This window comes from Corynebacterium parakroppenstedtii, from assembly GCF_019754935.1.
GTDB lineage: Bacteria > Actinomycetota > Actinomycetes > Mycobacteriales > Mycobacteriaceae > Corynebacterium > Corynebacterium parakroppenstedtii.
This window is the reverse complement of sequence record NZ_JAGSOA010000003.1, coordinates 1-23,616: the sequence shown is the minus strand read 5'-3', so window position 1 is coordinate 23,616 and position 23,616 is coordinate 1. Positions and strand designations below refer to the sequence as shown.

The 23,616-nt window shown below is 55.2% G+C and carries 27 protein-coding genes, 2 tRNA genes and 1 riboswitch; of the genes, 13 read left to right on the top strand and 16 right to left on the bottom strand.

Going from position 1 to position 23,616, the window contains the following annotated elements:
• The 9 genes from KCQ76_RS08740 to KCQ76_RS08700 form a co-directional block, all read right to left on the bottom strand.
• Window positions 1-315, bottom strand: coding sequence for a hypothetical protein (locus tag KCQ76_RS08740; protein WP_046203723.1), 315 nt, complete (start codon window positions 313-315; stop codon window positions 1-3).
• A gap of 31 nt (window positions 316-346) precedes the next feature.
• The gene (locus tag KCQ76_RS08735; protein ID WP_046203722.1) at window positions 347-730 is read right to left on the bottom strand and encodes a hypothetical protein; all 384 of its coding nucleotides are present in this window, start codon (window positions 728-730) and stop codon (window positions 347-349) included.
• Between the two features lie 18 nt (window positions 731-748).
• Complete coding sequence (locus tag KCQ76_RS08730) at window positions 749-1,807, bottom strand: major capsid protein (RefSeq protein ID WP_046203721.1); 1,059 nt, start codon at window positions 1,805-1,807, stop codon at window positions 749-751.
• Entirely contained in the window at window positions 1,807-2,235 is a 429-nt protein-coding gene (locus KCQ76_RS08725; protein ID WP_012732201.1) for a hypothetical protein, read from the bottom strand. Before KCQ76_RS08725 ends, KCQ76_RS08730 begins: the two co-directional genes overlap by 1 nt.
• A 29-nt stretch (window positions 2,236-2,264) precedes the next feature.
• Complete coding sequence (locus KCQ76_RS08720; RefSeq protein ID WP_046203720.1) at window positions 2,265-2,828, bottom strand: hypothetical protein; 564 nt, start codon at window positions 2,826-2,828, stop codon at window positions 2,265-2,267.
• A 92-nt stretch (window positions 2,829-2,920) separates the two neighbouring features.
• Window positions 2,921-3,646, bottom strand: a complete 726-nt coding sequence (locus tag KCQ76_RS08715) for a VG15 protein (protein WP_046203719.1) — start codon at window positions 3,644-3,646, stop codon at window positions 2,921-2,923.
• A complete protein-coding gene (locus KCQ76_RS08710; RefSeq protein ID WP_046205298.1) occupies window positions 3,647-5,125 on the bottom strand; it encodes a phage portal protein in 1,479 nt (492 codons plus the stop codon).
• On the bottom strand, window positions 5,122-6,738 hold the full coding sequence (locus KCQ76_RS08705) for a terminase large subunit domain-containing protein (RefSeq protein WP_046203716.1): 1,617 nt from the start codon (window positions 6,736-6,738) through the stop codon (window positions 5,122-5,124). Before KCQ76_RS08705 ends, KCQ76_RS08710 begins: the two co-directional genes overlap by 4 nt.
• A gap of 3 nt (window positions 6,739-6,741) precedes the next feature.
• Window positions 6,742-7,245, bottom strand: a complete 504-nt coding sequence (locus tag KCQ76_RS08700; RefSeq protein ID WP_146003257.1) for a phage terminase small subunit — start codon at window positions 7,243-7,245, stop codon at window positions 6,742-6,744.
• 50 nt (window positions 7,246-7,295) lie between these two features.
• On the opposite strand from KCQ76_RS08700, the gene KCQ76_RS08695 reads away from it, so the two are divergent.
• Window positions 7,296-7,607 carry a hypothetical protein gene (locus KCQ76_RS08695; RefSeq protein WP_046203715.1) on the top strand — a complete coding sequence of 104 codons (312 nt, stop codon included), beginning with the start codon at window positions 7,296-7,298 and terminating at the stop codon, window positions 7,605-7,607.
• Between the two features lie 29 nt (window positions 7,608-7,636).
• Complete coding sequence (locus KCQ76_RS08690) at window positions 7,637-7,861, top strand: hypothetical protein (protein WP_046203714.1); 225 nt, start codon at window positions 7,637-7,639, stop codon at window positions 7,859-7,861.
• A gap of 441 nt (window positions 7,862-8,302) precedes the next feature.
• Here the strand turns inward: KCQ76_RS08690 and KCQ76_RS08685 are convergent, their stop codons facing one another.
• From KCQ76_RS08685 to KCQ76_RS08670, 4 genes are all read right to left on the bottom strand, one after another.
• Window positions 8,303-8,743 (bottom strand): hypothetical protein, encoded by a 441-nt coding sequence (locus KCQ76_RS08685; RefSeq protein WP_046203713.1) that lies wholly within the window; start codon window positions 8,741-8,743, stop codon window positions 8,303-8,305.
• 54 nt (window positions 8,744-8,797) lie between these two features.
• Window positions 8,798-8,968: a hypothetical protein gene (locus tag KCQ76_RS08680; RefSeq protein WP_156441643.1), complete on the bottom strand. Its 171-nt coding sequence runs from the start codon at window positions 8,966-8,968 to the stop codon at window positions 8,798-8,800.
• A 233-nt stretch (window positions 8,969-9,201) separates the two neighbouring features.
• Window positions 9,202-10,287, bottom strand: a complete 1,086-nt coding sequence (locus tag KCQ76_RS08675; protein WP_046203712.1) for a glycerophosphodiester phosphodiesterase family protein — start codon at window positions 10,285-10,287, stop codon at window positions 9,202-9,204.
• The gene (locus KCQ76_RS08670; RefSeq protein ID WP_231725417.1) at window positions 10,287-11,648 is read right to left on the bottom strand and encodes an MFS transporter; all 1,362 of its coding nucleotides are present in this window, start codon (window positions 11,646-11,648) and stop codon (window positions 10,287-10,289) included. Before KCQ76_RS08670 ends, KCQ76_RS08675 begins: the two co-directional genes overlap by 1 nt.
• Before the next feature lie 435 nt (window positions 11,649-12,083).
• Between KCQ76_RS08670 and KCQ76_RS08665 the strand changes: the two genes are divergently transcribed.
• The 6 genes from KCQ76_RS08665 (at window position 12,084) to KCQ76_RS08640 (ending at window position 16,195) form a co-directional block, all read left to right on the top strand.
• A tRNA-Asp gene (locus KCQ76_RS08665) sits at window positions 12,084-12,157 on the top strand.
• 206 nt (window positions 12,158-12,363) lie between these two features.
• Window positions 12,364-12,432, top strand: a riboswitch (cobalamin riboswitch).
• A gap of 183 nt (window positions 12,433-12,615) precedes the next feature.
• Window positions 12,616-13,725 carry an ABC transporter substrate-binding protein gene (locus KCQ76_RS08660; protein WP_236881234.1) on the top strand — a complete coding sequence of 370 codons (1,110 nt, stop codon included), beginning with the start codon at window positions 12,616-12,618 and terminating at the stop codon, window positions 13,723-13,725.
• On the top strand, window positions 13,722-14,759 hold the full coding sequence (locus KCQ76_RS08655) for a FecCD family ABC transporter permease (protein ID WP_221914847.1): 1,038 nt from the start codon (window positions 13,722-13,724) through the stop codon (window positions 14,757-14,759). The genes KCQ76_RS08660 and KCQ76_RS08655 overlap by 4 nt, the downstream gene beginning before the upstream one ends.
• Window positions 14,752-15,573, top strand: a complete 822-nt coding sequence (locus KCQ76_RS08650; RefSeq protein WP_082089967.1) for an ABC transporter ATP-binding protein — start codon at window positions 14,752-14,754, stop codon at window positions 15,571-15,573. Before KCQ76_RS08655 ends, KCQ76_RS08650 begins: the two co-directional genes overlap by 8 nt.
• A 179-nt stretch (window positions 15,574-15,752) precedes the next feature.
• A tRNA-Phe gene (locus tag KCQ76_RS08645) sits at window positions 15,753-15,825 on the top strand.
• Window positions 15,826-15,892: 67 nt separating this feature from the next.
• Window positions 15,893-16,195, top strand: coding sequence for a GNAT family N-acetyltransferase (locus KCQ76_RS08640; protein WP_046203709.1), 303 nt, complete (start codon window positions 15,893-15,895; stop codon window positions 16,193-16,195).
• Window positions 16,196-16,237: 42 nt separating this feature from the next.
• Here KCQ76_RS08640 and epsC read toward each other — a convergent pair whose 3' ends face one another.
• The gene (epsC, locus tag KCQ76_RS08635) at window positions 16,238-16,858 is read right to left on the bottom strand and encodes a serine O-acetyltransferase EpsC (protein ID WP_221914846.1); all 621 of its coding nucleotides are present in this window, start codon (window positions 16,856-16,858) and stop codon (window positions 16,238-16,240) included.
• A gap of 91 nt (window positions 16,859-16,949) precedes the next feature.
• Entirely contained in the window at window positions 16,950-17,888 is a 939-nt protein-coding gene (gene cysK, locus KCQ76_RS08630) for a cysteine synthase A (RefSeq protein ID WP_046203707.1), read from the bottom strand.
• 379 nt (window positions 17,889-18,267) lie between these two features.
• Here cysK and KCQ76_RS08625 point away from each other — a divergent pair, with 379 nt between their 5' ends.
• The 3 genes from KCQ76_RS08625 to ramA all read left to right on the top strand — a co-directional run bounded on the left by KCQ76_RS08625 (window position 18,268) and on the right by ramA (window position 21,210).
• Window positions 18,268-19,143 (top strand): enoyl-CoA hydratase-related protein, encoded by an 876-nt coding sequence (locus KCQ76_RS08625; protein WP_180962485.1) that lies wholly within the window; start codon window positions 18,268-18,270, stop codon window positions 19,141-19,143.
• A gap of 70 nt (window positions 19,144-19,213) precedes the next feature.
• Complete coding sequence (locus KCQ76_RS08620) at window positions 19,214-19,804, top strand: DUF2505 family protein (RefSeq protein ID WP_160296142.1); 591 nt, start codon at window positions 19,214-19,216, stop codon at window positions 19,802-19,804.
• 566 nt (window positions 19,805-20,370) lie between these two features.
• Window positions 20,371-21,210 carry an acetate metabolism transcriptional regulator RamA gene (gene ramA / locus KCQ76_RS08615; RefSeq protein ID WP_046203705.1) on the top strand — a complete coding sequence of 280 codons (840 nt, stop codon included), beginning with the start codon at window positions 20,371-20,373 and terminating at the stop codon, window positions 21,208-21,210.
• Between the two features lie 46 nt (window positions 21,211-21,256).
• On the opposite strand, the gene KCQ76_RS08610 is transcribed toward ramA, so the two are convergent.
• Window positions 21,257-21,856 carry a cob(I)yrinic acid a,c-diamide adenosyltransferase gene (locus KCQ76_RS08610; RefSeq protein WP_046203704.1) on the bottom strand — a complete coding sequence of 200 codons (600 nt, stop codon included), beginning with the start codon at window positions 21,854-21,856 and terminating at the stop codon, window positions 21,257-21,259.
• On the opposite strand from KCQ76_RS08610, the gene KCQ76_RS08605 reads away from it, so the two are divergent.
• Window positions 21,855-22,025: a hypothetical protein gene (locus tag KCQ76_RS08605; RefSeq protein WP_156441644.1), complete on the top strand. Its 171-nt coding sequence runs from the start codon at window positions 21,855-21,857 to the stop codon at window positions 22,023-22,025. The genes KCQ76_RS08610 and KCQ76_RS08605 overlap by 2 nt on opposite strands.
• 18 nt (window positions 22,026-22,043) lie before the next feature.
• Window positions 22,044-23,321, top strand: a complete 1,278-nt coding sequence (gene murA / locus KCQ76_RS08600; protein ID WP_046203703.1) for a UDP-N-acetylglucosamine 1-carboxyvinyltransferase — start codon at window positions 22,044-22,046, stop codon at window positions 23,319-23,321.
• Window positions 23,322-23,616: the final 295 nt, after the last annotated feature.

Sequence of the window (23,616 nt, the reverse complement as noted above, 5' to 3'; positions counted from 1 at the left end):
CTATGCCTCCTCGAAAACATGAAGCTTGTATTCCGCCAAGCCTGGATCCCACCACGGGCCATGCGTGTAGTCATGGCCACCATCAGCCACAAGAAACGTGGCGTCACCGAGGGCCACTTGATCTCCAGCCCGAACCTCGCCAGGACGGGCAAACAGGGAGCCAGCCCAATCCACCCGCCGAACATCCTGATCATCAGGACCATGCTCATCAGAGCTATCAATACACCAGCCAGCGACCCGAACAGACTCCGGCTTTCCCCACGACCTAGTGGCATTACCGAACGCATCAACCCCTGAATCCTCGCGATGACGCACTTCCACCGTGAACGGCAGGGGAAACCCCGACCTAGTACAACGAGACCGTGAACGCACCACGACGGCCACCTCCCACAGAACGCAGCATCCGCTTGTCCTCAGCAGTCAAAAACACGCCTCCACCATTCGAATTCGACCCAAAATTCTGCGTGGTAGAAAACGGCCCAGCAGTAAAAGACTGAGACTCAGCCCCCACCGGAGCAGCAAACAAACCACGACTGACCGCACGAGCGGCAACCCGAGCACACACCACACGAACAGCAGACGGAACCTCATCGCCCACATGACCACCCATATAGGCATCAATGGCGACAGTGGCCTCATCAATCATCGCCCGAATAAACCGGCGATCATCTCGATCAGGCTCCATCGTCAAACGATCCGTCACATCGCTGACCGTGCAATATACATCCACAGTGCCGCCCCTCACTGACTACTTCGAGACCTTGGCAGCTTTACGTGTGCTCTCCGGCTTGACGACATGAGCGACCATCGCCATATTCGGATTCGTCAAGATCGGCTGGACAGCACAGTTCGCACGAACCCAATACGCCATCGGATCATTCTCACGCCACGCACCCACAGCGATCTGGCCTAGACCAGTGAGCTGATATTCCGGAGAATTCATCTCCACAGTCTGACCCCACACCGTATAGCCCAACAGCCCAGATTGCGTCTCAGGAGGCAGGAAGTACACGGCGTTCTCGTCCAGGATGCGGCGAGAACCATTCCCATCCCGTACCGACTTCGAATACGAGGTGATACCCGGCAGCCCCTGGTCCTGCAGCACAGCATTAATGGCCCCAGAAGAGACGCGAGCTAACTCACCAGTCGTATTCGCAGAGTCACGGAACTGCGCATTAACCTGCAGCTTCTGGATAACCTTGGGTGAAGCAATGATCGTACCCGGCTTAGTGCCATTAGCATCCTCATACGCCATCGCCCAATCAATGATGTCTTCAAGCGCCGGAGCATTGGGATCGTCCCAATGCTTCTTCGGCGTGACCTCGAACTCCTTATCGCGGCCAATACCTGCATCAACAATCGCGCCGTTTTCGGCGTAACGAACGCGGCCAGTGGTGAGAACATCGCCACGAGCCACTTCCACCCGGTTAGCCACCGCACGGACGACCGTTTCAGTGGCCTTAGTCATGTCGTCTTCCTGGAACTCGGCATTGCCCTGCCGGAAGCTGCGCAGCTGGTCCATCTCGTTGATGCGGACTTTCTGCCCAATGAGGGGCAGTTGCATGGTGGCCTTATGGCCACCGCCCATCGATCCGATAGGGGTCTCCGCATCGGCGGAGCGTACCTCCGCCAGCCGGTTGGTGTCTTCCTCGGTTTTCCAGGCGAAGAAAATGTCATTGACCAGCTGATCGGGGAAATAGGCGGACAGGGAGTACCCGTTGGCTTGAAGGTCAGTGAGGTAGTGGTTGGCATACACCGTTAAATCCTGAGGGGAAAGAACCTCAGTCCAAATCTGTGACGATCCCATTAAATATCACCTCGCAGTGATCCGACCTGATCAAAATTCGTCGAGCCATCCTCATTCCATAGAGAATCGGACGGCTCGTGAACGAACGTGAACTCAGGATGATCGCATTCTGCGATTTTCACGCGGTTGTTTGAATCTGGAAGACGATCAACGCGGATACGGCCATGCCACACAATGGGCACAACCTCTCCAGGAACATTGTCCTGGTCAGTGAGCAAAAAACCGTCCACAGACTGCGTTTTCGATGTCACCGGAAGCCAGTAGTCGCCGTCACGGTGCAAAGCGGTACCCGACGGTAAAACTGCCCGTCGAATATGGGTTGTCTTTTCCCCCAAGGTTCCCGTCTCCGCATTGTCCACAGCATGACGTGAACCAAGCCAAGACAGGTCACTAGGAGAATACCGGTCAAATGTTGGCCGAATATGCATAATTCCCCCCGAATAGTTGATGAATGATGTTACGCCCCCCGACGTGCCTTACGGCGATTCCACAGCTCTTCACCTTTCGAAATGCCCTGGCCGGGCTGCTCCCATGTCAGTGACGAGCTAGGGGCGGTAGCAGTGCTGTGCTGCTTAATGAGCATTTTCAGCGTGGAGTCTGCATCATCGGCATCAAGATCCAACTCGTCTACTGCTTTACAAAAGCGCTTCGAATCAAAGAGCTGACCAACGTTGCCGCCCAAATCTGCAATGCGCGTTGTCAGATCGTGATGCCGCGTCGCCTCAGCAAGTTGGCTCGTCGCCTCCGACAATTGTGAGCGAAGTGCCTCCACCGTTTCCTCAAGCTTGCCGTTCTCATCTTTCAACGAGTCAAGCTGGGCTGTAAGGTGTTTGACTTCCTCAAGCGACTTCTCTGCCCGTGTTTCCCATGTGCGGGAATGGGCGCGCATCTTCTCGTACTTTTGTCGATAGTCACTAGAACTTGAATTCGACTCCGCCTTTTCGGCCTCGGATGCAGAGTCCTCAACTCCAGAGACCTTTTCGGCCTCCTGATCGGAGTGATCCCCCTCATGTGCAGTCACAGCTACTCCTCTATGTGCTTGTGTCAATTACGGTCATGGCATTCATCCCTTCCGGACAGTACCGCAATCATCACACATTTTAGCACATACGTTCAATGGCTTAGATTTCCAACTTTTCGCATAGATGACAAAATATCCTCCGGCTTGCCAGTAGGGGACTGTTCCCGCCCCTCGGCATAAATCTTCTGAGCCCGAATCGTGCTGTCAGGAAGCTCAACCTTCCCTCGTTTCTTGCAAATCACCAGACACCGACAATGATCGTGATAATGCGCCCCCGCATGGCCACCGCCTGCGGTTTCCCGCGTTTTGTAGGCAAAACCGCGTGACGCCATCAACATACAAAACGCACAAGCACCCGGATGTGCCACCCGAGCCCACGACCCATTACCGTTCCATGCCGTAGACTCCGTCGTCTTGCGCTGCCGACCGTACAACTCGTCAGAGACAAGAAAACCCAAATTCTTCACCGTGGTGGCATACCCATCCTCTTCGAAGAACAACGGTCCGAAGTCATGGGCCATCCGGGCTTCCACACGATCAATATCAACTTTCTTCGGCTCCCACGCCACCGGGCGCATTCCCATATATTCTTCTTGCTCCTCGAGCCACGCCATTGTCGCGTCCGTGACTGATAGGCCGTAGGCGTCGATTGTCTCCCGCGCTAGCTGCCGTAACAGGTCTTTTTGCTCATAAGGGTTGTCGGTGACGTCCGGGATGGTAGCGGCCTCCATGTTGAGCTCACGAATGGCCAGCGTCGTAATCCGATCAACCACTGGGGTAATCGATGTCCACGGGTGTTCAACATCCACGGTGGCCATTTATCTTCCCTCTTTCGCGTCTTGGCTGGCGTTCTCATCGGGAGAGGGGACTTGTTCTGCTTCGGTCGCCCCGTCTTCGGTGTCGTTGGGCGAGCTGGATTGGTCGCTGTCCGTCTTGGATGCAGCCATGACCTTCGCGAGAGCAGACAGGCGCTTACTCCGGTTTTCCTGCTCAATTCGCAGACGATCAGCAGCAGAGAAATGCAGGTTTTCGAGCAAAACCTGAGAATCAGGGGAGAGGACACCAGCGGAGAGGAGTTTGAGCGCCCAGTCGGCATCTGCGGCTTTCGACGCTGTCGCCGGGTCTCTCCAATCCACCTCGAGGTTATCGGCTAACCGATCCGCATCCACCTCATCATCAAATTCAGTCAGCGAAGCGAGCACCTGAGCGAGCGCAATCAAATCCGGGTTCATCAGCTCGGTTTTGATTTCTGAGGCGCGGATGAGTTGTTCTTTCCACACGCGGATGGAATCACCCGATGGCGGGTTTTGCGTCATGAATCCGAAATACTGGGCAGGGATTTTCGATTCCGAAGAGATGAGCTGAGAATAGGCCCTAACCTGTTCAATGAATGGGGTCGGGGGTGAGGAGGCAAATTGCCCGACACTCGGCTGCTTTTTGTCGTCCTCGTACCCATTGACAACGAGCATTTTGCCGATGGACGTGCGCCATCCCATCTCAACGCGGTCAAATTCAGACATGCCGTCGGGGTCGTAGTCGAAGTCTTCGGGTGAGGCCCCTATGGCCCACCGTTGTGGGGAGGCATAGAACTCGGAATTGTATTCCATGTTTTCCAGGGTGCGGGCGGCTGCGTCGGTGAGGTATTGCACGGCTGGTGTGATTTCTGATTGCCCTGACCAGTGGGAGGTGCGTAGCCTGTTGCGCAACCTGAACATGGGGAACCCGTTGTCGGGGATGGGGTATCTCTGGACTGATTGAATTCGGGCCGTATCCTGCAGCACGATGACGATTTGCCCACGTAGGTAGAGGACTTCGCGATAATAGCCTTGTGAATCAACCCCGGACCGTCGGTAGCCAGCCACTGGGCTATTGGTGGCATCATCCCACAACAGTGATCCGGACATGGGGGAGACCGAGCGCAGTCGGAATTGGCCCGTCGTGTCTGGCTCGACAGCAAGTAGGCCTAGCCCAAAGATTAGCATGTCTAAAATGGCTTCTGAGACGCGCAGCGGAACGTTGAACCGGCGGGTGATGGTGCGCATCTGGTCGGGGTAGTCAGGAGAGATAAAGCCGTCCATGCGTAGCAAGTCGCCATAGGTATCGACAATGGTGGCTGGCCAGCCCGACACCACCCCAATGTCCCCGAGGGTGCGTGGCACAGCCACACCGATTCGCCGGACTCGGTGCGTGCCGTCATAGTAGGCGGCTAGCCGCTCGTTGCTGGCTCGGTGTGCTCCGACCTGACTGCTCAGTAGGCTTAGAATGTCGTCTTCCGTTTGCGTTAGTCCCTCGATCATAGGACAAATGACCCCCTCTTCTTTTTATGTTTCGTTATCCCCCGTGACACAGCGTCGAGATAGCATTTATAGGCCATGACCGCTGCATATGCTGCATCGATTTTATCAGCCGACTCTGGCGATGATTTGTAGAGCAAATATCCAGTTCGCGTTTCTCGACGGCGGGCATTAAGCAAGTGGGCCCGAAGATAAGCGCCACCGTCATAGCTGATCTCACGGTGAACAACGGCTTGTCGGAATTGAGTCAGTGATTGATACACTGAAGCGGTTTTCCCACGTGGCCACGCCATCATGGGGTGCTCAGATGTTGCTCGAACTTTTAATTTTTGGGAAAAATCAGCTTCCCAGCTTGAGACATGCTCAGTCCACCCTGACGGGTCGCAATACATGCCGACGACCCGGTAGCGGGAAAAGCACCCTCGAATAACAGCGTCGACTTGCTTGGCATCTGGTTCCCAGGTGGGATCACGGGGAGTTGGTGATTGCCACACTGCAATTTCAAAAAGGTGCCCGTCCGAAACGCGCATCCCCACCAGGGCGGTTGCGTCAGCGTTGCCTCGGACACGGCCTCGTGATCCGTCGAAACCGAGCACGACCTTATCGCCTGGCTGGATAGCTTTGTTGCGATCCTCGATGGCGTCCACTTCAAGGTGAGAGAGGTACGAATCGGAGGCGGACACTATCTGGTTAAGATAAAACTGTCGGGCATCGGACGGGTCGGTCGACGGGTCCCATATTTCAGTAATAATCCGTTCAATATCTACCCAGCCTCCCCGATCTCGCGCTGAGTCCCCGTAGGCATAGACCAACCCTTGATAGAGGGAGTCGTGGTCGGAAAGATCAGTGTCGGCGGGGGCTTCCCTGTGGTCAACCAGGATGGTTTCCCGCTTGAGCCGCCCCTGTTTTTCAAGTTCGACAGCCTGGAATGTCTTCTCTGCTACGGAGCCTGATCCGGGGCGGAATGCATTCGGTGTTTCAATGGAGTGTCCTCCCACCTTCCCGAGGTTGCGTCGCAAAGTGTCGGCGAGCGCCACACCACCATTCGACCGTGTCCATGATTCCGTTTGGTCGAGAGCCGCCCACACTGGCCTGCCACCCTCCTTAGATAAAGCGCCGGAGGTGATGAACTCTATACGACCGCGAGGTAGGGCGATGAAACTCTCCATGGGGTCGATGTCGTAGTTGTTTACTGCTGGACCATCGCGGAGCATTTCGAGGAGTGGCCCGTAGGCGTTTTTTGATTGGTCTTCGTTAACAGCTGCGAATTGGATGCGTGGTGTGACGTGGTGAGACCAGGGGACACCGACGGGTTGTCCGGCTGCGTCCCATCCGCCGAAGCAGACGGGGCCGAGCGCTTCGAGTGCTCCGATAGCGCCCATGAGTGGGGATTTTCCGGAGCCTTTGGGGCGTGAGAATATTCCTCGGGTGTATGTTCTCTGTCCTGTTTCCGGGTCGAGTCGGTAGTAGTGGATGAGGAAGTTGGCTTGGTCTGGGGTGAGGATGAGTGGCTTGTATTCGGCGGAGTCTGGTTGTGCGAGGTTTTCTTCGATCCAGGCTAGGCATTCCCATCCGAGGGAGGGGAATTCTCCGGCCTCGCTGGGTTTAAATGGCATGAGTTAGTCAACTGCTTTCAGGCTGCGGTAGCGGCCTCGGACGTCGGCGGCGGCGCGGGAGGCGCGGCGTTTGTCTTCTGCTTCGTCAGCGGTGGCCATGGTGATGCGGTGGCGTGCCAGGCTGTCGGGTGTGATGCCGTATTGGGCGAGTTGTAGTCGTCGTTCTGGGCCTAGCCGGGTGTCGCCTCGGTTGAATGCGTCGTCGATGACCATGGTGCGGGCAAGGTCGAGCCATTGTGTTTGTTGGAGGCCTTGTGTCTTGAGTGGTGGGAAGGTGGCGAGGGTGTCCCAGAATTGGAGTGTTTGGTCTGTCCAGGGTTGTTGTGTTGCCGGGTTGGTGTCTCCGTAGATGTCTTCGAGTGCGGGTTGGGGGACAAAGGAGACAACGATTTCCCGTTGCGGAATGTTTTGTTCGTTTCTTCTCGCACGTGAGTTTGGGTTTTTCGGTGCTGGTCCTCGTCCTGGCATGGTGTTACCCCCGTCTAGCGTTAATAGTATCGTATGCATGTTCGATTATAGTGTGTTATGCTGAGAGTGCAGCTGCGCTAGGGGGGACTGTGGCCCCGGATTGTTTCCAGTCCGGGGCCCTTTCTTTGTTTTATGTGGCGCTGACTGGTTTGTGGGCGTCGGTGTGTGTGACGCTCGCGCTGAGGTCCCATGGTGCCCAGATGCGGAGAGAGGGAGATGGCGGTGACGCGGCAGGTGCTCGGTGGGTGGGTGAAGGAGAGCCGGTCAGCCAGTTTCTTGTGGGTTTCCTGTTCCTTGTCTTTGATACCCCGGCGATTCTGTCGGAGAAGTTCGGGACGTTAGGCATTTTGGCTAGGTGGCGGTGTGAGCGTAAGAAGCGCAGGATATTCACTCGCGGGTAATCGCTGACCTGAGGTAGGAAATAGCGAGGATGGATAAGGCCCGGCAGAGCGACACAAGCGAGTTCCGCTCTGAGCTGGAGCGTGTATCAAAGTCGGAGCGTGAGCAGCGCAAGTACATCGTGTGGATTACTGAGGTGTTCCGGAACTTGGAGGTGTGGGCGGTGGATCATGGTTTGCAGTTGCCCTCCGCCGCCGTTCATGACGTTCACAGAGTGGAAGAAGAAAGACCAGCCGGAAGAGTAGTTGTTGTGTAGGGGGTCTGGTCTGTGCCGAGCCCTTCTTTTTATGTCCGAATTGGTGTTCTAACGGTGCGAGGGGGTTCGGGGCGGGGGTAGTGTGTTTGTGGCTCTATTTTGGCTCTACGAGTTTGTTAAATTTTGGTAGATTTTGGTAGATTACGGGGGTAGTTAGCGGGGTTAGTGCACGCTTTGAGCTGGTGTTTTCCCTGGTTAGAGCGGGGTGGAAAATACAGGTTTTCAAGTTCGAACCCGTTGAGAGTACCAAAACCCCCAACCTGTTACTGCAGGTCAGGGGGTATTTTTCGTTTGTCAAGTCGGGATCTTCGCCCCGCTTGACTACATTTTGGCTATATCTTAGTCAGGCCGTCCACTCCCTGGTCGGCGTATAAGCTTCGTAAAGCGCTCTTGTGATACGTAAAAGCCGGCGGTCAACGCGACTCGCTGGTACAGGACGGTCTATCCTTGGGCGTCTTCCTTGCTTTTGTTCTCTTTCTCCGCCTTTTTACGTTTTCGTGCCCAGAAGTCAAAATCCCAGATAATAGTGTTCATGTGAATCACCATGAGGGGAAAGAACCATTTTGGTGTGTGACCCGAATACATGGGATCATCTTCGTCGGATAAGGCGATTTTCTTGACCCCGTAATAACACCACATAACATCGATGATGATTGTGGCCAGAAGAGTTTGCCAGTCCATAAACACATAAATGGGAGCCAAAGCTGCGGTAAAGAGGAAATGCAGTGTTCCCACTAGCCATTGGCCAAGAAAGAAATTATGTCCGCCGAGGCATGAACTCCACACTGTAAATTTGTAAGCGCGGGATTTCGTTCTTTTTACTTCTTTAAAATCAACGTAGCGAGAGTCGAGATCATGTTTCTCGGGGATGTAGTCAAACACAATCCGTACGCTCCTGATATCGAAAACCTAGTCGCTAACCGGCCGGACCTGCGTTTATGACCTTTTCCGAATTCTATTGAACTCAATGGAACAGATACCTCCCAGAAGTAGGCCAATTCCTCCGACTTCTTTCGGAACGACACCAAAGACATACAGGAAGCAGGCGACAATACCGACCACGCCACCGATCACAGTTAGATATAAGATCGTCTTCGAAGAGGACATCTAGTTCACCTCATCTCGTCCGTAACGGGCAGTCATTGCTATCCTGAGTGTGTGTTACTTGGCTAAGTATATCGAATTTATTTTTAGTGATGTTCCGGGCGAAGGTAGTTGGCCGTGTCTAAGTCGGTCACGCTAGCCGCGAGTTGCCGCGAACCCCCATTGCCGCCCCGAATTGCCGGTAATCAGAAAAACGCCCGGCAAACAGTAGCCGGGCGGATACGTGGTGGCTCGATCTACGAGAGCTCTTTAAGGACCTCCACTCCTCGTTTCGGGTAATCGGTGATAAGCCCGTCGACGCCCGCGTTATCGATAAAGTATTTGATGGTCTCTTTATCGTTGACCGTCCAGGGGAGAACTTTGATATTCATCCCGTGCGCTTTTTCCACATAGTCGCGGTCTGCGACGGGATGAAAGTCCTTGTCGCCGACCTTGGTGTCGTAGGGCTGCGCATAGCCAGGCGACGTGATCTGAGCTCCGAGCGCCTGGACCGCCTTCAGAGCATCACCGTCGTACTCCTCGTAGGTGTAATCGGCTAGCCACGGTGAATTTTTTTTCCACGTGGTCTCGTCGTACAACGCGGCCAAGGTGACGTCGGGCTGCTGTTCTTTCAGGAGTTTGAGTGACCGCCAGTCGAAACTTTGGATGGTCACTTTGTCGCGAACGCTGTATTGGTCAACAACACCCATGATGGTTGAGACGAATTCTTCCGGGGGCGCAGAGACTTCCCGCTTATCCGCCTCAATCTTCGTTTCGATGTTGTAGCGGACGTCGGCCCCTTTTTCTTTAACGAGATCAAAAACGTCGTTGAGCTTCAGAATGTGGTTATCGGGGGCCACCTTCTGATCAGGAAAATCAGCGAGCTTTTTGTCACACTTCAGCGTGCTGATTTGATCCCACGTCAGATCATGAACATTTTTGCCGACGTACGGGAACTGCGGATCATCAGGTGTGGCGGGTTGGGTGTCAGAGCATTTCTCGTCCTCGATTTTTGGATCGTGCCACACCGCCGGCACGCCGTCCTTCGTAAGGACAATGTCCATTTCGAGAGTGCGCGCGCCTTCATCGATCGCCGTTTCAAAAGCTTGTTTGGACTCTTCGGTGTTCTCACCACGGCCACCGCGGTGTGCCTGAAGGTCAAAACTTGCGAGGTCGACGTGGTTTCCGCTGGTCTTCTCTGCGGACTGTGTCGTCGATCCTGATGTTGCCGACGTGGCGCTGGAGGTGTCATTGTCGTTGTCAGAGCTGCTGCATGCTGCTAGCGACCCGACGGCTGTGAGCAAAAGTGCTGCGGTGTAGATCCGTGCTCGGGGAGTTCTCATTACTTGGCTCCTTCGTCGTTACTCTGCGCGGTAGTGCTGTTGGCAGTTGCTTCGGTCGTGTCGGTTGTGTCAGTCGCGTCGGCCGGGGGCACGTTGGCCTTGGAGTGATGCTCCATCAGCAATTTCTCGTCCTTGCCGACGCCGGCGATAAGGGCAATTGCGATGAAGGCACAGACCAGCAGGAAGATGAAAGTGACATTCCATCCCCAGTGCTTGATGATAAAGCCGATTCCTGTGGAGGCAAGCGTTGCACCAACGACGTATCCCATGAGCCCAGTGAATCCAGCCGCCGTGCCCGCAATATTTCGTGGGGCGAGGTCGATGGCTTGAAGTCCGATCAGCATAACGGGTCCGTAGATCAGTCCGCCGATGAGGCTGACTAACAGCAGAGGAATCCACAAGGGTGAGTTATGGGGGACGAGCCAGTAAGTAAGGGTGCACAGAGCAACTGCACCGAGGAAGAGAATTCCGGTACTTGTGCGATATCCGCGGAAGATTTTATCCGTGACCCAGCCACAGATGAGGGTGCCAATAATTCCGGCAATTTCGAAGGTTGAGAATCCGGCGATCGAGCCGTTGAGGCTAGCTCCGTGGATGTCATGGAGATACACGGGTGTCCAGCTGAGGATTCCGTAACGCAGGACGTAGATAAAGATGTTGGCCAGAGCTAGGAGCACCATGACGCGATTGGTCAAAATGTGGCGCCAAATGATGGTGAAGGTCGACTGGTTTGCGATCTCGCTGTCGTCGATTGCTTCGGTTTTGGCCGGATCGTTTCGGTACTCCTCAATGGGAGGGAGACCTTCGGACTCAGGAGTGTCTCTAATTAATAGGAAAGCAATAAGAGCGACAATGAGCGAGATAATGCCCGGGAGCCAAAACGCTGATTGCCATTGGTTTCCGGTGATGGACAATGCCCATGCGATCGAGATACCGACGCCAGCGCCGCCCACGTTGTGAGCGCAGTTCCAAATCGCCGTTTTCCACCCGCGCTCTGTCGTCGAAAACCAATGTACGAGGGCGCGGCCGGACGGAGGCCAACCCATGCCCTGGAACCACCCGTTGATGAACATGACGAGGGTGAAGATGGCCACCGTGGCATGGAGGGCGGGGATGGTTCCCAGCAGGATGTTGGTGACGCCTGATAAAGCGAGGCCGAGTGGCATGAACAGTCGTGCGTTCGCGCGGTCAGACAGTGTAGCCATCATGAACTTGGAGAGGCCGTACGAGATATAGACGGCGTTGGCAATAATGCCGATGGCGACCGTATCGAGGATGTCGTCGTTCTTGATCAGTGCGGCGACTGGCGAAATGTTGTTTCGTACCAGGTAAAAGCCTGCATATCCTATGAATATCCCCATGAATACTTGCAGACGGAGCCGAGGATATTTATGGGCGATTTCGTCTGCGGGGAGCAGGGGTTGTGGTGGGAGCGCGTGGAAGGATAATTGACGCGCCGTTTTCTCTTGTGACACGCCAAATATTATGCGGTAGCTGGGACCCTAAAAAATATTATCAATTGGTAACCGTCGCATCGGTCGAGGTCAGACAGGCCCAGATATCCCCCGAATGGGGATAAAACCCTCATCCTTAATTGACGGTTGCGTAGGTTTCGGGGACCTCCGGTGACCCCGTGACGGTTTAGGGCATTTTTTCGCGCTGTTTTCTTACAGAAAACGGTCTTGACGTGGTGATTTGTGGACATTCTGTGTTCTGTGTAGAGTTCTAACACGTTCGAGCGGCTCCCCGAGAGAGCTACTCAACGCAATCGGCACTCTTTTAATAGACGTGTTGATGGCCCTGTGGCGCAGTTGGTTAGCGCGCCGCCCTGTCACGGCGGAGGTCGCGGGTTCAAGTCCCGTCAGGGTCGCATTTATTTCGGCCGGACTTTGTGTCCGGCCGTTTTCGCATTCCGGGGACCAGCAGCATCGCTGTCGTAGAGGCCGCCGTCGTATAACCCGTATAACCCCGAATATATCTCCCCAGTATCGCCGTGTTTCTCCTGCATAAATGGGTAGTTGGGAAGCTCTACCGTAAGCTACCTGTAGACGGATAGCCATCAAACTGGGAAATGCGGGGAATGCAGTGCGAATCTGCAACTGACGCGCAACGGTGACACGCTATTTTGCGTTAAGTCCGGATACCGCGTTTTGCCTTGGAAGGCTAGCCGTGAGCTTCGATATCTCGCGTTTAGGTAGAGAGGATAGTTTTTCCATGCGCGGTTTCTCACTCTTTTCCCACTCTGGTTTTGACCATTCGTGGAGGACTCCAACACTTGCAAGCCAATCACCAAGCAATCGCCGAATAACGCGGAAACGCGGATTGAGCGTGGCTATTCTCGCGTCGGTAACCATGCTGGGAGTGGCCGGTTGTCAGTCGGGAAATGAATCCTCAAATGATGCAGAAAAGTCAGCATCGGATAGCGCTTCGTCGAAGGGGGATCAATCGGGAGACTATCCGGTTACCCTGAAGAATTGTGGCCGGGATTTGGAGATTAAGCAAAAACCTGAACGCGTCGTTGCTTTAAACCAAGGTGTGACCGAGGAATTATTGTCAATGGGCTTCGGTGATCGAGTTGTTGGTACAGCGACCTGGACCGATCCTATTTTGGATAATCTCAAGGCTGCCAATGACAAGATCAAACGTTTATCCGATAACAACGCCTCGATGGAGACAGTTCTCGATCAAAACCCGGATTTTGTAGCCGCGACATTTGCGCAAACGTTGGCTGATAGTGGTTCCGGAAGTTACGAGAGCTATAAGAAGGTCGGTGTACCGGCATATCTCGATCACACGGAATGCACGAAGTCGGATAAGCCGGGTGATAATGGCGACGGTGGTCGGAAAGAAAAACTCCGGATGTCTGATATCTATACAGATATTCACGATCTCGCCGAGATCATGGGTGACAAAGCCGCAGGTGATGAGCTCCAAAAGAAATTAGAGGACCGCATTGCCAACCTCAGCTCTTCAAGTAAAGACATTCCTTCCGGGACGTCTGTAGCCTTTTGGTTTGCCAATTCAGAAAGCCCTTACATGGCAGGGGGTAAAGGAGCGCCCCAGATTATTGCTGACCAGCTCGGGCTCAAGAACGTGTTTGAGGATAATTCGGAAGAATGGCCACAAATTGGATGGGAAGCCATAGCCGCGAAAGACCCCGATTATCTCGTTGTGGGAGACCTCACTCGTAAACAGCAAACTGCTGAGACTGCGAAGGAAAAGATCAAATTCCTTAAAAATAATCCGGTCACGAAGAATATGAATGCAGTGAAGAATGACCACTTGATTGTGGTTGCCGGCGGTGACCTCAACCCTGGTATTCGTACCGTCGATGGTATGGAAAAGGTTGCTCATGCCCTTGCTGATGGCAATCAGAATGATGGTCAGGGCTCCTCAGCGGACAATCCCCCATCAGAACAGGGGAAGAAAGAAGAGTGACCTCGACAGTCAAACTCTGGGTTCTCGTTGGCGCATCGCTGGTAGCTCTCTTTGTCTCAATTTTATTTTCTATAACGTTGGGGCCATTGAGTGTTTCGATGACCGATGCATGGCGAGTTGTCGCTTTCAAACTAGGACTTAGTTCGACGCCCGAAGGGGTCACTCTTTTAGAGCAAAACGCAATTTGGGAATTGCGGATGCCACGCGCATTGCTGGCTGCGGTAGCAGGTGCTGCACTCTCTATATGTGGTGCCGTCCTGCAGTCTTTGTTGCGCAATGGTTTGGCCGACCCCTACCTGCTTGGTATCAGTTCTGGAGCTTCGGCTGGGGCTGTGGTGGTCGTTCTTACTGCCTCGACGGCGGCGTCATTTGTGATGGCGTCGGGAGCTTTCGTGGGAGCACTAGCGGCGTTTTCGCTTGTCCTTCTTCTCGCGTGGGCGGCGGGGAATGGTAACCACAACATTATTCTCGCGGGGGTTGCCATTACTCAGCTCTTCTCCGCTCTCACTAGTTTTCTCATCATGCTTTCCGCGGACGCGAACACCACACGTGGAGTGTTGTTTTGGATGTTGGGGTCTTTGGCTAGTTCATCCTGGCAGACAGTGGCTCTCAGCGCTTCCATCTTCGCGGTCAGCTTCGTGGTGTTCTTTTGTCATTCGACGGCGCTAGACGCCTTCACCTTCGGCGCCGATAGCGCGGCGTCACTGGGCATCAACGTCAAGCGTGTCCGCATGGTGGTTATTGGCGTCGCCTCCCTTTTAGCCGCGACGATCGTGTCCAGTTCCGGGGCGATTGGCTTCGTCGGCCTGGTCCTTCCACATGCCGCTCGGCTGATTGTGGGAACCGGACACCGCCGGGTACTTCCTGTCTCTGCTGCTCTGGGTGCCATTCTGTTGGTTTGGGTCGACGCCCTGGGCAGAACGGTTGCTGCGCCTGTCGAGATTCCCGTGGGCGTCATCACGGCCCTCGTGGGTGTCCCGTTGTTCATCGCTCTGTTGGTCAAGCAGGGGAGGGGGAGCCGTACTCATGTCTAACAATCACGATGCAGTTACTCAGCAGGCTGCGAACACGGATCGGTCGGTGTCGTTCGTTGTTTCCGACGTGTGCTCGCGCGTTCCTCCAGTTAATAACGTGTCGTTCGAGGCCCGTTCAGGTGACACAGTCGGAATAGTCGGGCGTAATGGGTCAGGCAAGACCACTTTGTTGCGTACCATCGCCGGCCTGGCCCCACATTCCGGTCACGTCACGATTGATGGGGAAGACTGGGGTACGATTCCGCGGAAGATTCGCGCACGTCGGATGGCTTTTGTCGCGCAACACAATGTGGCTAGTGCCGACGTCACCGTCCGGGATGTCGTCGCGTTGGGGCGAACCCCTTATCTCGGTGTATTGGGTATGCGTCAAAGCGACCGTGACATGGTGGTGGCGTCGGCACGAGAGGTGGGAGTGTATGACCTTCTTGATCGGCGCTTTGTCCATCTCTCAGGCGGTGAGCAGCAGCGCGTACATCTCGCACGCGCTCTAGCGACACAGCCTGATGTGATCCTTCTTGACGAGCCGACGAACCACCTTGATATCAGCGCTCAATTGCAGTTGATGGGGTACGTGTCGAACTCGAGTTTGGTGACTATCGTGGTTCTCCACGACTTAAACCTCGCTGCGAAGTTTTGTGATTACGTCATTGTTTTGGATGGTGGGGACCCTGTTGCTGCGGGTTCGCCGCGCGATGTTTTCACCGAGGAGGTTATCGAGCGGCACTTCGATGTGGAATCGCGCGTGTGGGAAACTCCGGATGGGATTAATCTTGAGTTTCACTCGGCGACGACCAGTGCCGGTTACGACGAGTAGTAGTGCCGGGTACAGCGATCATCGTCGGCTGAGGAGCCAGATTTTATCGTTTGTGCATAGTCATGGGCGGTGATCTCAGCGTATTACGTGCAGGAAGTGGGGCTATTTGCGTTCTTTCTGAGACGACAGGTAAAGTATCGTCTCGTGCGTGAAGCCCGGTTTACCTGGGCTGACGTGGTGGCCAGATAGCTCAGTCGGCAGAGCGTTCGCCTGAAAAGTGAAAGGTCGCCGGTTCGATCCCGGCTCTGGCCACATCACCCCTACTACACCATTGTGTGGAGTAGGGGTTTCCTTCGTTTAATCCGTCTAGAGTGGGCTTATGTCAGATAACGATGTCAATGCCCACGTCAAGCATGAAGCTGATCGTCACCGTTTCATCATTGAAGTCGACGGCGAAGTAGCAGGATTCGCCGAGTACGCTCCCACAGCCGCTGGGGACGTGCGGGATTTCCACCACACTGTGGTGCATCCCGAGTTCCGCGGCCGGGGGCTGTCGTCCAAGCTTATTAAGTCAGCTCTCGATGAGACTAGAGAAGCCGGCATGCATATCATCCCGACGTGTTCCGCCGTTGCCCACTTTGTGTCCAAGAATCATGATTACGCCGACCTAGTCGCGGACTAGCTACGACGTTGACCACTCGTTCCGCCAGCTCCTGTGACGCTTCTATGAAGCGTCTGGTTTTTTAGACCCACCCTTGAGCGGGTTGTGAGCACTCGTGACGTATTTGTCGGGGTCAACCAGCTTGGTGCATTCGCATTCTTTGCGTCGCCTGCACGTTGCGGGGATTCCGACGGCGATGCAGTTCGCCGGGATATCTTTCGTCACGACGGCGTTCGCGCCGATCGACGTGTTGTCACCGATCGTGATCGGGCCGAGCACCTTCGCACCAGCGCCGATGGTGACGTTATCGCCCACAGTGGGGTGACGTTTGGTCTGCGTAAGCACCTGTCCGCCCAGAGTTACGCCGTGATAGAGCATGACACCGTCGCCAATTTCGGCGGTTTCACCGATGACAACGCCCATCCCGTGGTCGATGAAAAACCTGCGTCCAATCGTCGCGCCGGGATGAATTTCGATTCCCGTCATAAATCGGGTGAATTGCGACAGTATGCGGGCGGGGCCTTTCCAGCCGCGTTCCCACCAACAGTGTGCTACTCGGTACGCCCAAATCGCGTGGAGACCGGAGTAGACCAGGGCGTTTTCTGCGTCGCCTCTGGCTGCAGGGTCATATTCGCGTGCGTTGCGCAGATCCTCTTTGAGAGTTGTGATGATCGAACCGAGCATGCCAAGAAGAGTACCTGTTTTGAATAAAACGGGCAGATGGAGGGTGTCCTTCCGCCCGCCAGACTCTTTCAGCCGGCTCGATTAGCCGTCTTTAGTCGTCGCGAAGACCTTCAAACAGTGGCGTGGAGATGTAGCGTTCACCAAAGTCGCACACCACAGTCACAATGGTTTTGCCCTTGTTTTCCGGCTTCTTTGCTTCCTGAAGTGCAGCCCAAATGTTGCCACCGGAGGAGATTCCTCCGAGGATGCCTTCTTTCGCGGCTGCCGCCTGTGCCGTGGAAACGGCGTCCTCAAAGCTGACGGTCAACACATTGTCCAGGATGTCGCGGTCGAGCGTCTCCGGGTAGAAGTTGGTTCCGATTCCCTGAATCTTGTGCGACCCCGCGCGTCCCTCAGAGAGTAGTGGGGAATCTGATGGCTCAACACCAACAACTTTGACGTCGCTCTTTTGTTCTTTCAAGTACTTACCGACGCCGGTAATGGTGCCGCCAGTGCCGACACCGGCAACGAAAACGTCGACGTTTCCATCGGTGTCGTTCCAGATCTCAGGCCCGGTGGTGTCGTAGTGCTTCTTGGGGTTGGCCGGGTTGGTGAACTGTGATGCCAAGATGGAGTTCTCGGTGCTATCGGCTAGTTCTTGAGCCTTGTCGACGGCACCCTGCATGCCTGATGGAGGCGGGGTGAGGACGAGTTCCGCACCGAGTGCGCGGAGGAGTGCGCGGCGCTCTTTCGACATGGATTCCGGCATGGTGAGCACTACTTTGTAGCCTCGTGCGGCTCCGACCATGGCGAGGGCGATGCCGGTGTTCCCGGACGTTGCTTCAATAATGGTGCCACCGGGTTTGAGGGAACCGTCGGCTTCGGCTGCGTCGATGATTGCTGCACCGATGCGGTCCTTCACCGAGTTTGCGGGGTTGTAGTACTCCAGCTTCACGAGGACCTCGGCGTCGAGGTCCTTGGTGAGAGAGTTCAGTCGAACTAGTGGCGTGTTGCCGACGAGTCCGGAAACATTGTCATAGACGTTTGACATGGATGAATCTCCAATTCGTGATTTCTTACCGGTCTTTGCCCAATGGCTACAGACCTTATTTTCGCTGCATGCTGAGGGAATCGTAGATGTCGTCCCTCGCCGTCCGTCAGTTTACGCTTTCTTCCCCGAAATAAACAGACAGATCGGTCTGTAACGCGCGAATGTGCACTGCGTGAACGTACACCGAGTTTGTAAAGTGCGAACGCCTATTGAGGACGAAAACTACGTTTCGTCCCGTATGTTCGGACCTCACGTTAGGATCGTTCCAACAGGTCCCCACCGGATTACTGAGGCCCAGACGGTAAAGGATTCGGAGCGGTGACCTGGTGTAACAATCCAGTTGAGACGAATATGTCACTAACACTGAGGTGGAAAATACATGGCCAGTAATGAACGTAAAAGCTCTGAGGATTCGTCGACAATGAGCGAAAAGAATAGTGGAAACGAAGTTAACGAACCGACGGCGCGGCCGGAATCAGCTGACTACGAGACGGTGCTGGTGTCACAGGACGATCGCGTAGCGACGGTGACGCTGAATCGTCCGCGCGCTCTCAATGCACTTAATGCGACGTTAGTGCGTGAGTTGGTGCAGGCCGTTGAGAGTTTGGATACCGATCCGTCCGTCGGTGTGATTGTCATAACCGGATCTGAAAAGGCTTTCGCCGCTGGCGCGGATATTAAAGAGATGAAGGACCGCACTTTTCCTGAGATCAGGGAACGACGGATGTTCGGCGAGCTCGATCGCCTGCGCGAGGTCGATACGCCAATCATTACCGCCGTGTCGGGGTACGCGCTGGGGGGCGGGTGCGAACTGGCCATGACCGGCGACATTGTGTTGGCCTCGGAAACCGCGCGCTTCGGGCAGCCGGAAATCACGCTCGGAATTATTCCCGGCCTCGGTGGTACTCAGCGTTTAACCAGGGCAATCGGTAAAGCGAAGGCGATGGATTTGGTGCTAACGGGTCGGCCGATGCGTGCCGACGAAGCCGAACGCTGCGGTTTGGTCTCCCGGGTGTTCCCCTCTGACTCCTTCACCGAGGATGTTTATGAGGTGGCGAAAACAGTTGCTGGTTTCAGCGCTACCGCCCTTCGTGCTGCGACGAATGCTGTGGATCGAGCCTTTGAAACGACGTTGTCTGAGGGGCTTCGTGCAGAGCGGGAGAGCTTTTACAGCCTGTTCGCCACTGCTGACCAGAAGGAGGGGATGTCGGCTTTCGCTGAAAAGCGTCCGGCGAAATGGCAGCACAACCAGTAAGAACTGCTGTTAGTGCATTCGTTTCAGTGCGTTCCGCATGCCAGCGTGACTTCATGAAAGAATGGCTCGTATGAGTGCGTCGAAGACGGAACAACGTGACTTTGCTCAGCTGATTGACCGCGTGTACGAAATTTGCTGTAGCAAGGAGTTTCTACTACGAAGTGGTGGCACGTCCGAGAGGCCGGTAACGATCGTTGACTCACGCTATGAGCGCCGCGACGATGGCTCAGTGTTCTCTGAGGCGACGGCTGAGCAGGTCATGCAGCCGCCGGAAGACGCTGGCGAGGACGCTAAGCCGAAAACGCTGCGCATGACGCAGTCGAGTACGGTTTTTCCGTTGGAAAATGACTCGTTTCGGATTGAAAGTGAAGCATCGCTGCCGGGGAACACGGGGCGGATGAGTATCACGTTTCACTATTCTGCGTCGTCCGGTGGGGTTGAGCAGAGTGAAGCTGGGCAGAATGAAGCCGAGCAGAGTGAAACGAATCACGTGGGTGAAGAACCGCTCGGTTGCCATGTCGAGGCGAAGGCGACCGCGAAGTCTCGTATTCCTGTCGTGGGGCGGAAACTCGAAAAAAGCGTCGTCTCGAGTCTCGGTTCCTCCTTGGATAGGACGATTGAGCGGATAAATAATCTGGCCACCCAGACGTGGGGACAGTAGGTGTGCTGGGATGATGAAAACACCGCGCTCAACACGCATGGGGGTAGAGGGGGTAAAAACAACGGAACCGTAGGTTTTAATTTTTGGTTTTAGGAGACTCTAAACCCCCTTTATAGCGGTCCATCATTCCGTCGCCTCATGACGCGGTTCCGGTTGTTGTATCGCCATTCTCGTGGCTCGTAGTGTTCATCATTTCGCGGGCCCGTTCACGTGGGAAATGACCCGCAATGCGCATATATCGACCATAAGCCCTAGTAGATACGTTTTTTCGCGTCGATTAGCTATCGGGTGTCGGTGCGTCGGTGATAGTCGGCACGTAATTTTGCTGCTAAAAGAATATGAGAAATCTTATTTATCTCTGTGAGAGAAAGTTCACATTTTTTCACGCTCGCGTAGTCTGCGCACAGCGGAAAACCCCTGCTCACGCGCGGTGAAACGATCGTCAATGATCGTTTGAATCATCTGGTTACATTTTGTAGGGCAATTTAGTGGCTTTATAGTGAAGCTCGAAGCGTGTTTTTGCCCCCATCGGGTGTAACCCGGTGGGGGATACCAGGAGGGTAGTCGTGGACGCACTACGATACAAAGACGATGGTGAGGCCGTTCGGAGAGCTCTCGCCTCGTTAAAAAACGCCACCGGAATTCCCGTGACCATGTATGGCGCGATCGAGACGGACAACAGCCTGAAGATCAACGCGTGGGTTGGGCTTCGTACACCGGCTTTACACAATCTTTCCATTGACGCCGGTTCAGGTGTGGGCGGTCGCGTAGTAACGACCCGTCGCCCGGTCGGTGTGAGTGATTACACCCGGGCAAAGGTCATATCCCACGAGCACGACCGTGCCATTCAAGATGAGGGCCTGCACTCTGTGGTCGCGGTGCCGATCATTGTCTCGCGTGACCTGCGCGGGGTTTTGTATGCCGGCGTTCACTCACCAGTCCGCCTAGGCGACAAAGTCCTCGAAGAAGTCACCATGACTGCCCGCACCCTTGAACAGGATCTCGCTGTCGGCGACGCTTTCCGTCGCACCGACCCGAGCCGCGGTGGCGGGAAGAGTGGCCGGTTGATGAACGGTGCCGAGTGGGAGCAGGTCCGCTCTACTCACTCGAAGCTCCGGATGCTGGCGAACCGGGTTGAGTCCGATGATCTCCGCCAAGAGCTTGAACAGCTGTGTGACCAGATGGTTCAGCCAGTTCGGGTAAAGCAAACGACGAAACTTTCCGCGCGTGAGCTGGACGTTTTGGCCTGCGTAGCCTTGGGCCACACCAACGTGGAGGCCGCGGAAGAGATGGGCATCGGAGCGGAGACCGTGAAGAGCTATCTCCGTTCGGTTATGCGTAAATTGGGTGCGCACACCCGCTATGAAGCAGTGAATGCTGCTCGTCGTATTGGGGCCCTGCCGTAAAACAGAGCTCCGGACGTTGAGACCGCCTGTACCGTTACAGGTGCGTCTATAACGAGTCGCGTGTGCCTCCACCAACCCATTTCACATCGTTTCCGTCGTTCGCCACACGCGACAAGATAAACAGCAGGTCAGAAAGCCTGTTGAGATACTTGGCAGGCAGCTTCGACGTCGTGTCCGGATAGGCCTCTACAGCTGCCCACGCCGCCCGTTCCGCACGCCGCACTACCGCTCGCGCGTTCTGTAAAAACGCCGAAGTCATCGTCCCCCCGGGGAGGATGAACGAATCAAGTTTAGGCAAGTCCTCATTGAATTCGTCGCACCATTTCTCGAGGCGATCGATGTAGCTTTGCTCAATCCGTAGTGGGGGGTATTTCGGATTTTCGACGACGGGCGTTGACAGATCGGCCCCTGCGTCGAAAAGTTCGTTTTGAATGATGGCAAGCGCGGATTGCGCAGCGTCGGGAAGTTGCGACTCCCCGGCGCTATTTTCGGCTGCGAGAGCCATGCCGATGATGGTGTTCGCCTCGTCGCACGTCGAATATGCGACAAGCCGTGGGTCGTTTTTGCTGACGCGCGAGAAGTCCGATAGTCCGGTGGTTCCGTCGTCGCCGGTTCGTGTGTAGATGCGGGTGAGATGGACGCTCATGATCTCATGTTACGTCCGTGCCGGTCTGCGTGTTCCTCATTCGCGCGCTTTATATAGCCCCGTCGCCCATGAACGGTTTCGTCCCGTCGGCAAGAAATGCTCAACGAATGATTTTGATAACCGCGCTGCTGAGACGGGTTTCTGCGCATTCCCGATCATGCTTGTTTAACCTGTAAGTGTGAGTGACGTGAAATCCCGAAACGATAGTTTCAAGGTAACTGGTGGAGCCCGTTTGCAAGGGCAGGTTCGTGTGGCGGGGGCGAAGAACAGTGTCCTTAAGTTGATGGGGGCCGCGTTGTTGGCCGAGGGCACAACGGTGCTGACCAATTGCCCCGAGATCGCCGATGTTCCTTATATGGCCGACGTCCTGCGGGGGTTAGGGTGCCGAGTGGTTCTGGATGGACCGACGGTCTACATCACGGTTCCAGAGCACGTGACGAGTGACGCGGATTTCGACGCTGTGCGTAAGTTCCGCGCGTCGGTGTGTGTGCTCGGGCCGTTGACCGCTCGTAGTCATCGTGCGGTGGTTGCCTTGCCAGGGGGAGATGCGATCGGGTCGCGCCCGTTGGATATGCATCAAAGTGGTCTCGAAAAGCTGGGTGCGACGACGAAAATCGAGCACGGTTGCGTCGTATCTGAAGCTGAAAGTCTGCATGGTGCGTCGATCAAACTCGATTTCCCTTCGGTTGGTGCGACGGAGAATATTTTGACGGCCGCGGTGTTGGCGGAGGGCACCACCGTTCTGGATAACGCTGCTCGCGAGCCTGAGATCGTGGATTTGTGCACGATGCTCTCCGAAATGGGCGCCAAGATTTCCGGGGCTGGCTCGAACACGATCACGGTCGAGGGGGTTCCTCGGCTGGATCCGGTTCGCCACGAGGTGATCGGGGACCGCATTGTCGCGGGTACCTGGGCATATGCTGCTGCGATTACTCAGGGCGATATCACCGTCGGCGGAATTGACCCCTCTTTCCTCCACCTTGTTCTGGAGAAAGTCAAGGGTGCGGGCGCCGAGGTAGAGACCTATGCGACGGGGTTCCGCGTTGTGCAGAATCACCGTCCGAAGGCTGTCGATTATCAGACGCTGCCTTTTCCCGGCTTTCCGACGGACCTCCAACCGATGGCGATTGCGTTGTGTTCAGTGTCTGAGGGCACATCGGTGATCACCGAGAATGTGTTCGAGTCGCGTTTCCGGTTTGTTGATGAGATGACCCGCCTTGGTGCCGATGCCTACATCGATGGCCACCACGTGATGATCCGAGGGGTAGATCAATTGTCCTCCGCCCCGGTATGGAGCTCCGACATTCGCGCAGGTGCCGGACTGGTTTTAGCTGGCCTATGTGCCGACGGCATGACCGAGGTCAACGACGTTTATCACATTGACCGCGGGTATCCGGACTTTGTGGAGACGTTGACGGAGCTGGGAGCGACCATCGAGCGTGCCCACCACGACTCAGCGGAGTGATGTTTTTAGTTCTGCAGTGTGATGCTCAGTAGGTCCGTGGCGTGATGCTAGTAGGCCTACTTCTTGCTCTCTCGCAAGGGTGGTTTCAATTGATCGCTACTGGGGTCAACTAGATTGCCGACGATGGCACGGACGGGAAGGGGTCGCGTGTGCGGTCCCTTTTTTTGTTTTGTTGTGGGTGTTTTGTGGTTGTGTGCTGGGGGTTTGTGGTGTGTGGGTGGGGTGTGTAGTGTTCTTTGTCGTCGCCGAGGCAGCCCGCCCGGTTACTGGGAAGGCAGTGATCTGGTTGTGGGTT

Bases quoted from the DNA above. Each gene is read 5' to 3' on its own strand.
- KCQ76_RS08730 (WP_046203721.1), bottom strand. From the start codon at position 1,807: ATGGGATCGTCACAGATTTGGACTGAGGTTCTTTCCCCTCAGGATTTA.
- KCQ76_RS08725 (WP_012732201.1), bottom strand. From the start codon at position 2,235: ATGCATATTCGGCCAACATTTGACCGGTATTCTCCTAGTGACCTGTCT.
- KCQ76_RS08715 (WP_046203719.1), bottom strand. From the start codon at position 3,646: ATGGCCACCGTGGATGTTGAACACCCGTGGACATCGATTACCCCAGTG.
- KCQ76_RS08710 (WP_046205298.1), bottom strand. From the start codon at position 5,125: ATGATCGAGGGACTAACGCAAACGGAAGACGACATTCTAAGCCTACTG.
- KCQ76_RS08705 (WP_046203716.1), bottom strand. From the start codon at position 6,738: ATGCCATTTAAACCCAGCGAGGCCGGAGAATTCCCCTCCCTCGGATGG.
- KCQ76_RS08700 (WP_146003257.1), bottom strand. From the start codon at position 7,245: ATGCATACGATACTATTAACGCTAGACGGGGGTAACACCATGCCAGGA.
- KCQ76_RS08690 (WP_046203714.1), top strand. From the start codon at position 7,637: ATGGATAAGGCCCGGCAGAGCGACACAAGCGAGTTCCGCTCTGAGCTG.
- KCQ76_RS08680 (WP_156441643.1), bottom strand. From the start codon at position 8,968: ATGTCCTCTTCGAAGACGATCTTATATCTAACTGTGATCGGTGGCGTG.
- KCQ76_RS08675 (WP_046203712.1), bottom strand. From the start codon at position 10,287: ATGAGAACTCCCCGAGCACGGATCTACACCGCAGCACTTTTGCTCACA.
- KCQ76_RS08670 (WP_231725417.1), bottom strand. From the start codon at position 11,648: ATGGGGATATTCATAGGATATGCAGGCTTTTACCTGGTACGAAACAAC.
- KCQ76_RS08650 (WP_082089967.1), top strand. From the start codon at position 14,752: ATGTCTAACAATCACGATGCAGTTACTCAGCAGGCTGCGAACACGGAT.
- KCQ76_RS08640 (WP_046203709.1), top strand. From the start codon at position 15,893: ATGTCAGATAACGATGTCAATGCCCACGTCAAGCATGAAGCTGATCGT.
- epsC (WP_221914846.1), bottom strand. From the start codon at position 16,858: ATGCTCGGTTCGATCATCACAACTCTCAAAGAGGATCTGCGCAACGCA.
- cysK (WP_046203707.1), bottom strand. From the start codon at position 17,888: ATGTCAAACGTCTATGACAATGTTTCCGGACTCGTCGGCAACACGCCA.
- KCQ76_RS08625 (WP_180962485.1), top strand. From the start codon at position 18,268: ATGGCCAGTAATGAACGTAAAAGCTCTGAGGATTCGTCGACAATGAGC.
- KCQ76_RS08620 (WP_160296142.1), top strand. From the start codon at position 19,214: ATGAGTGCGTCGAAGACGGAACAACGTGACTTTGCTCAGCTGATTGAC.
- KCQ76_RS08605 (WP_156441644.1), top strand. From the start codon at position 21,855: ATGATCTCATGTTACGTCCGTGCCGGTCTGCGTGTTCCTCATTCGCGC.
- KCQ76_RS08610 (WP_046203704.1), bottom strand. From the start codon at position 21,856: ATGAGCGTCCATCTCACCCGCATCTACACACGAACCGGCGACGACGGA.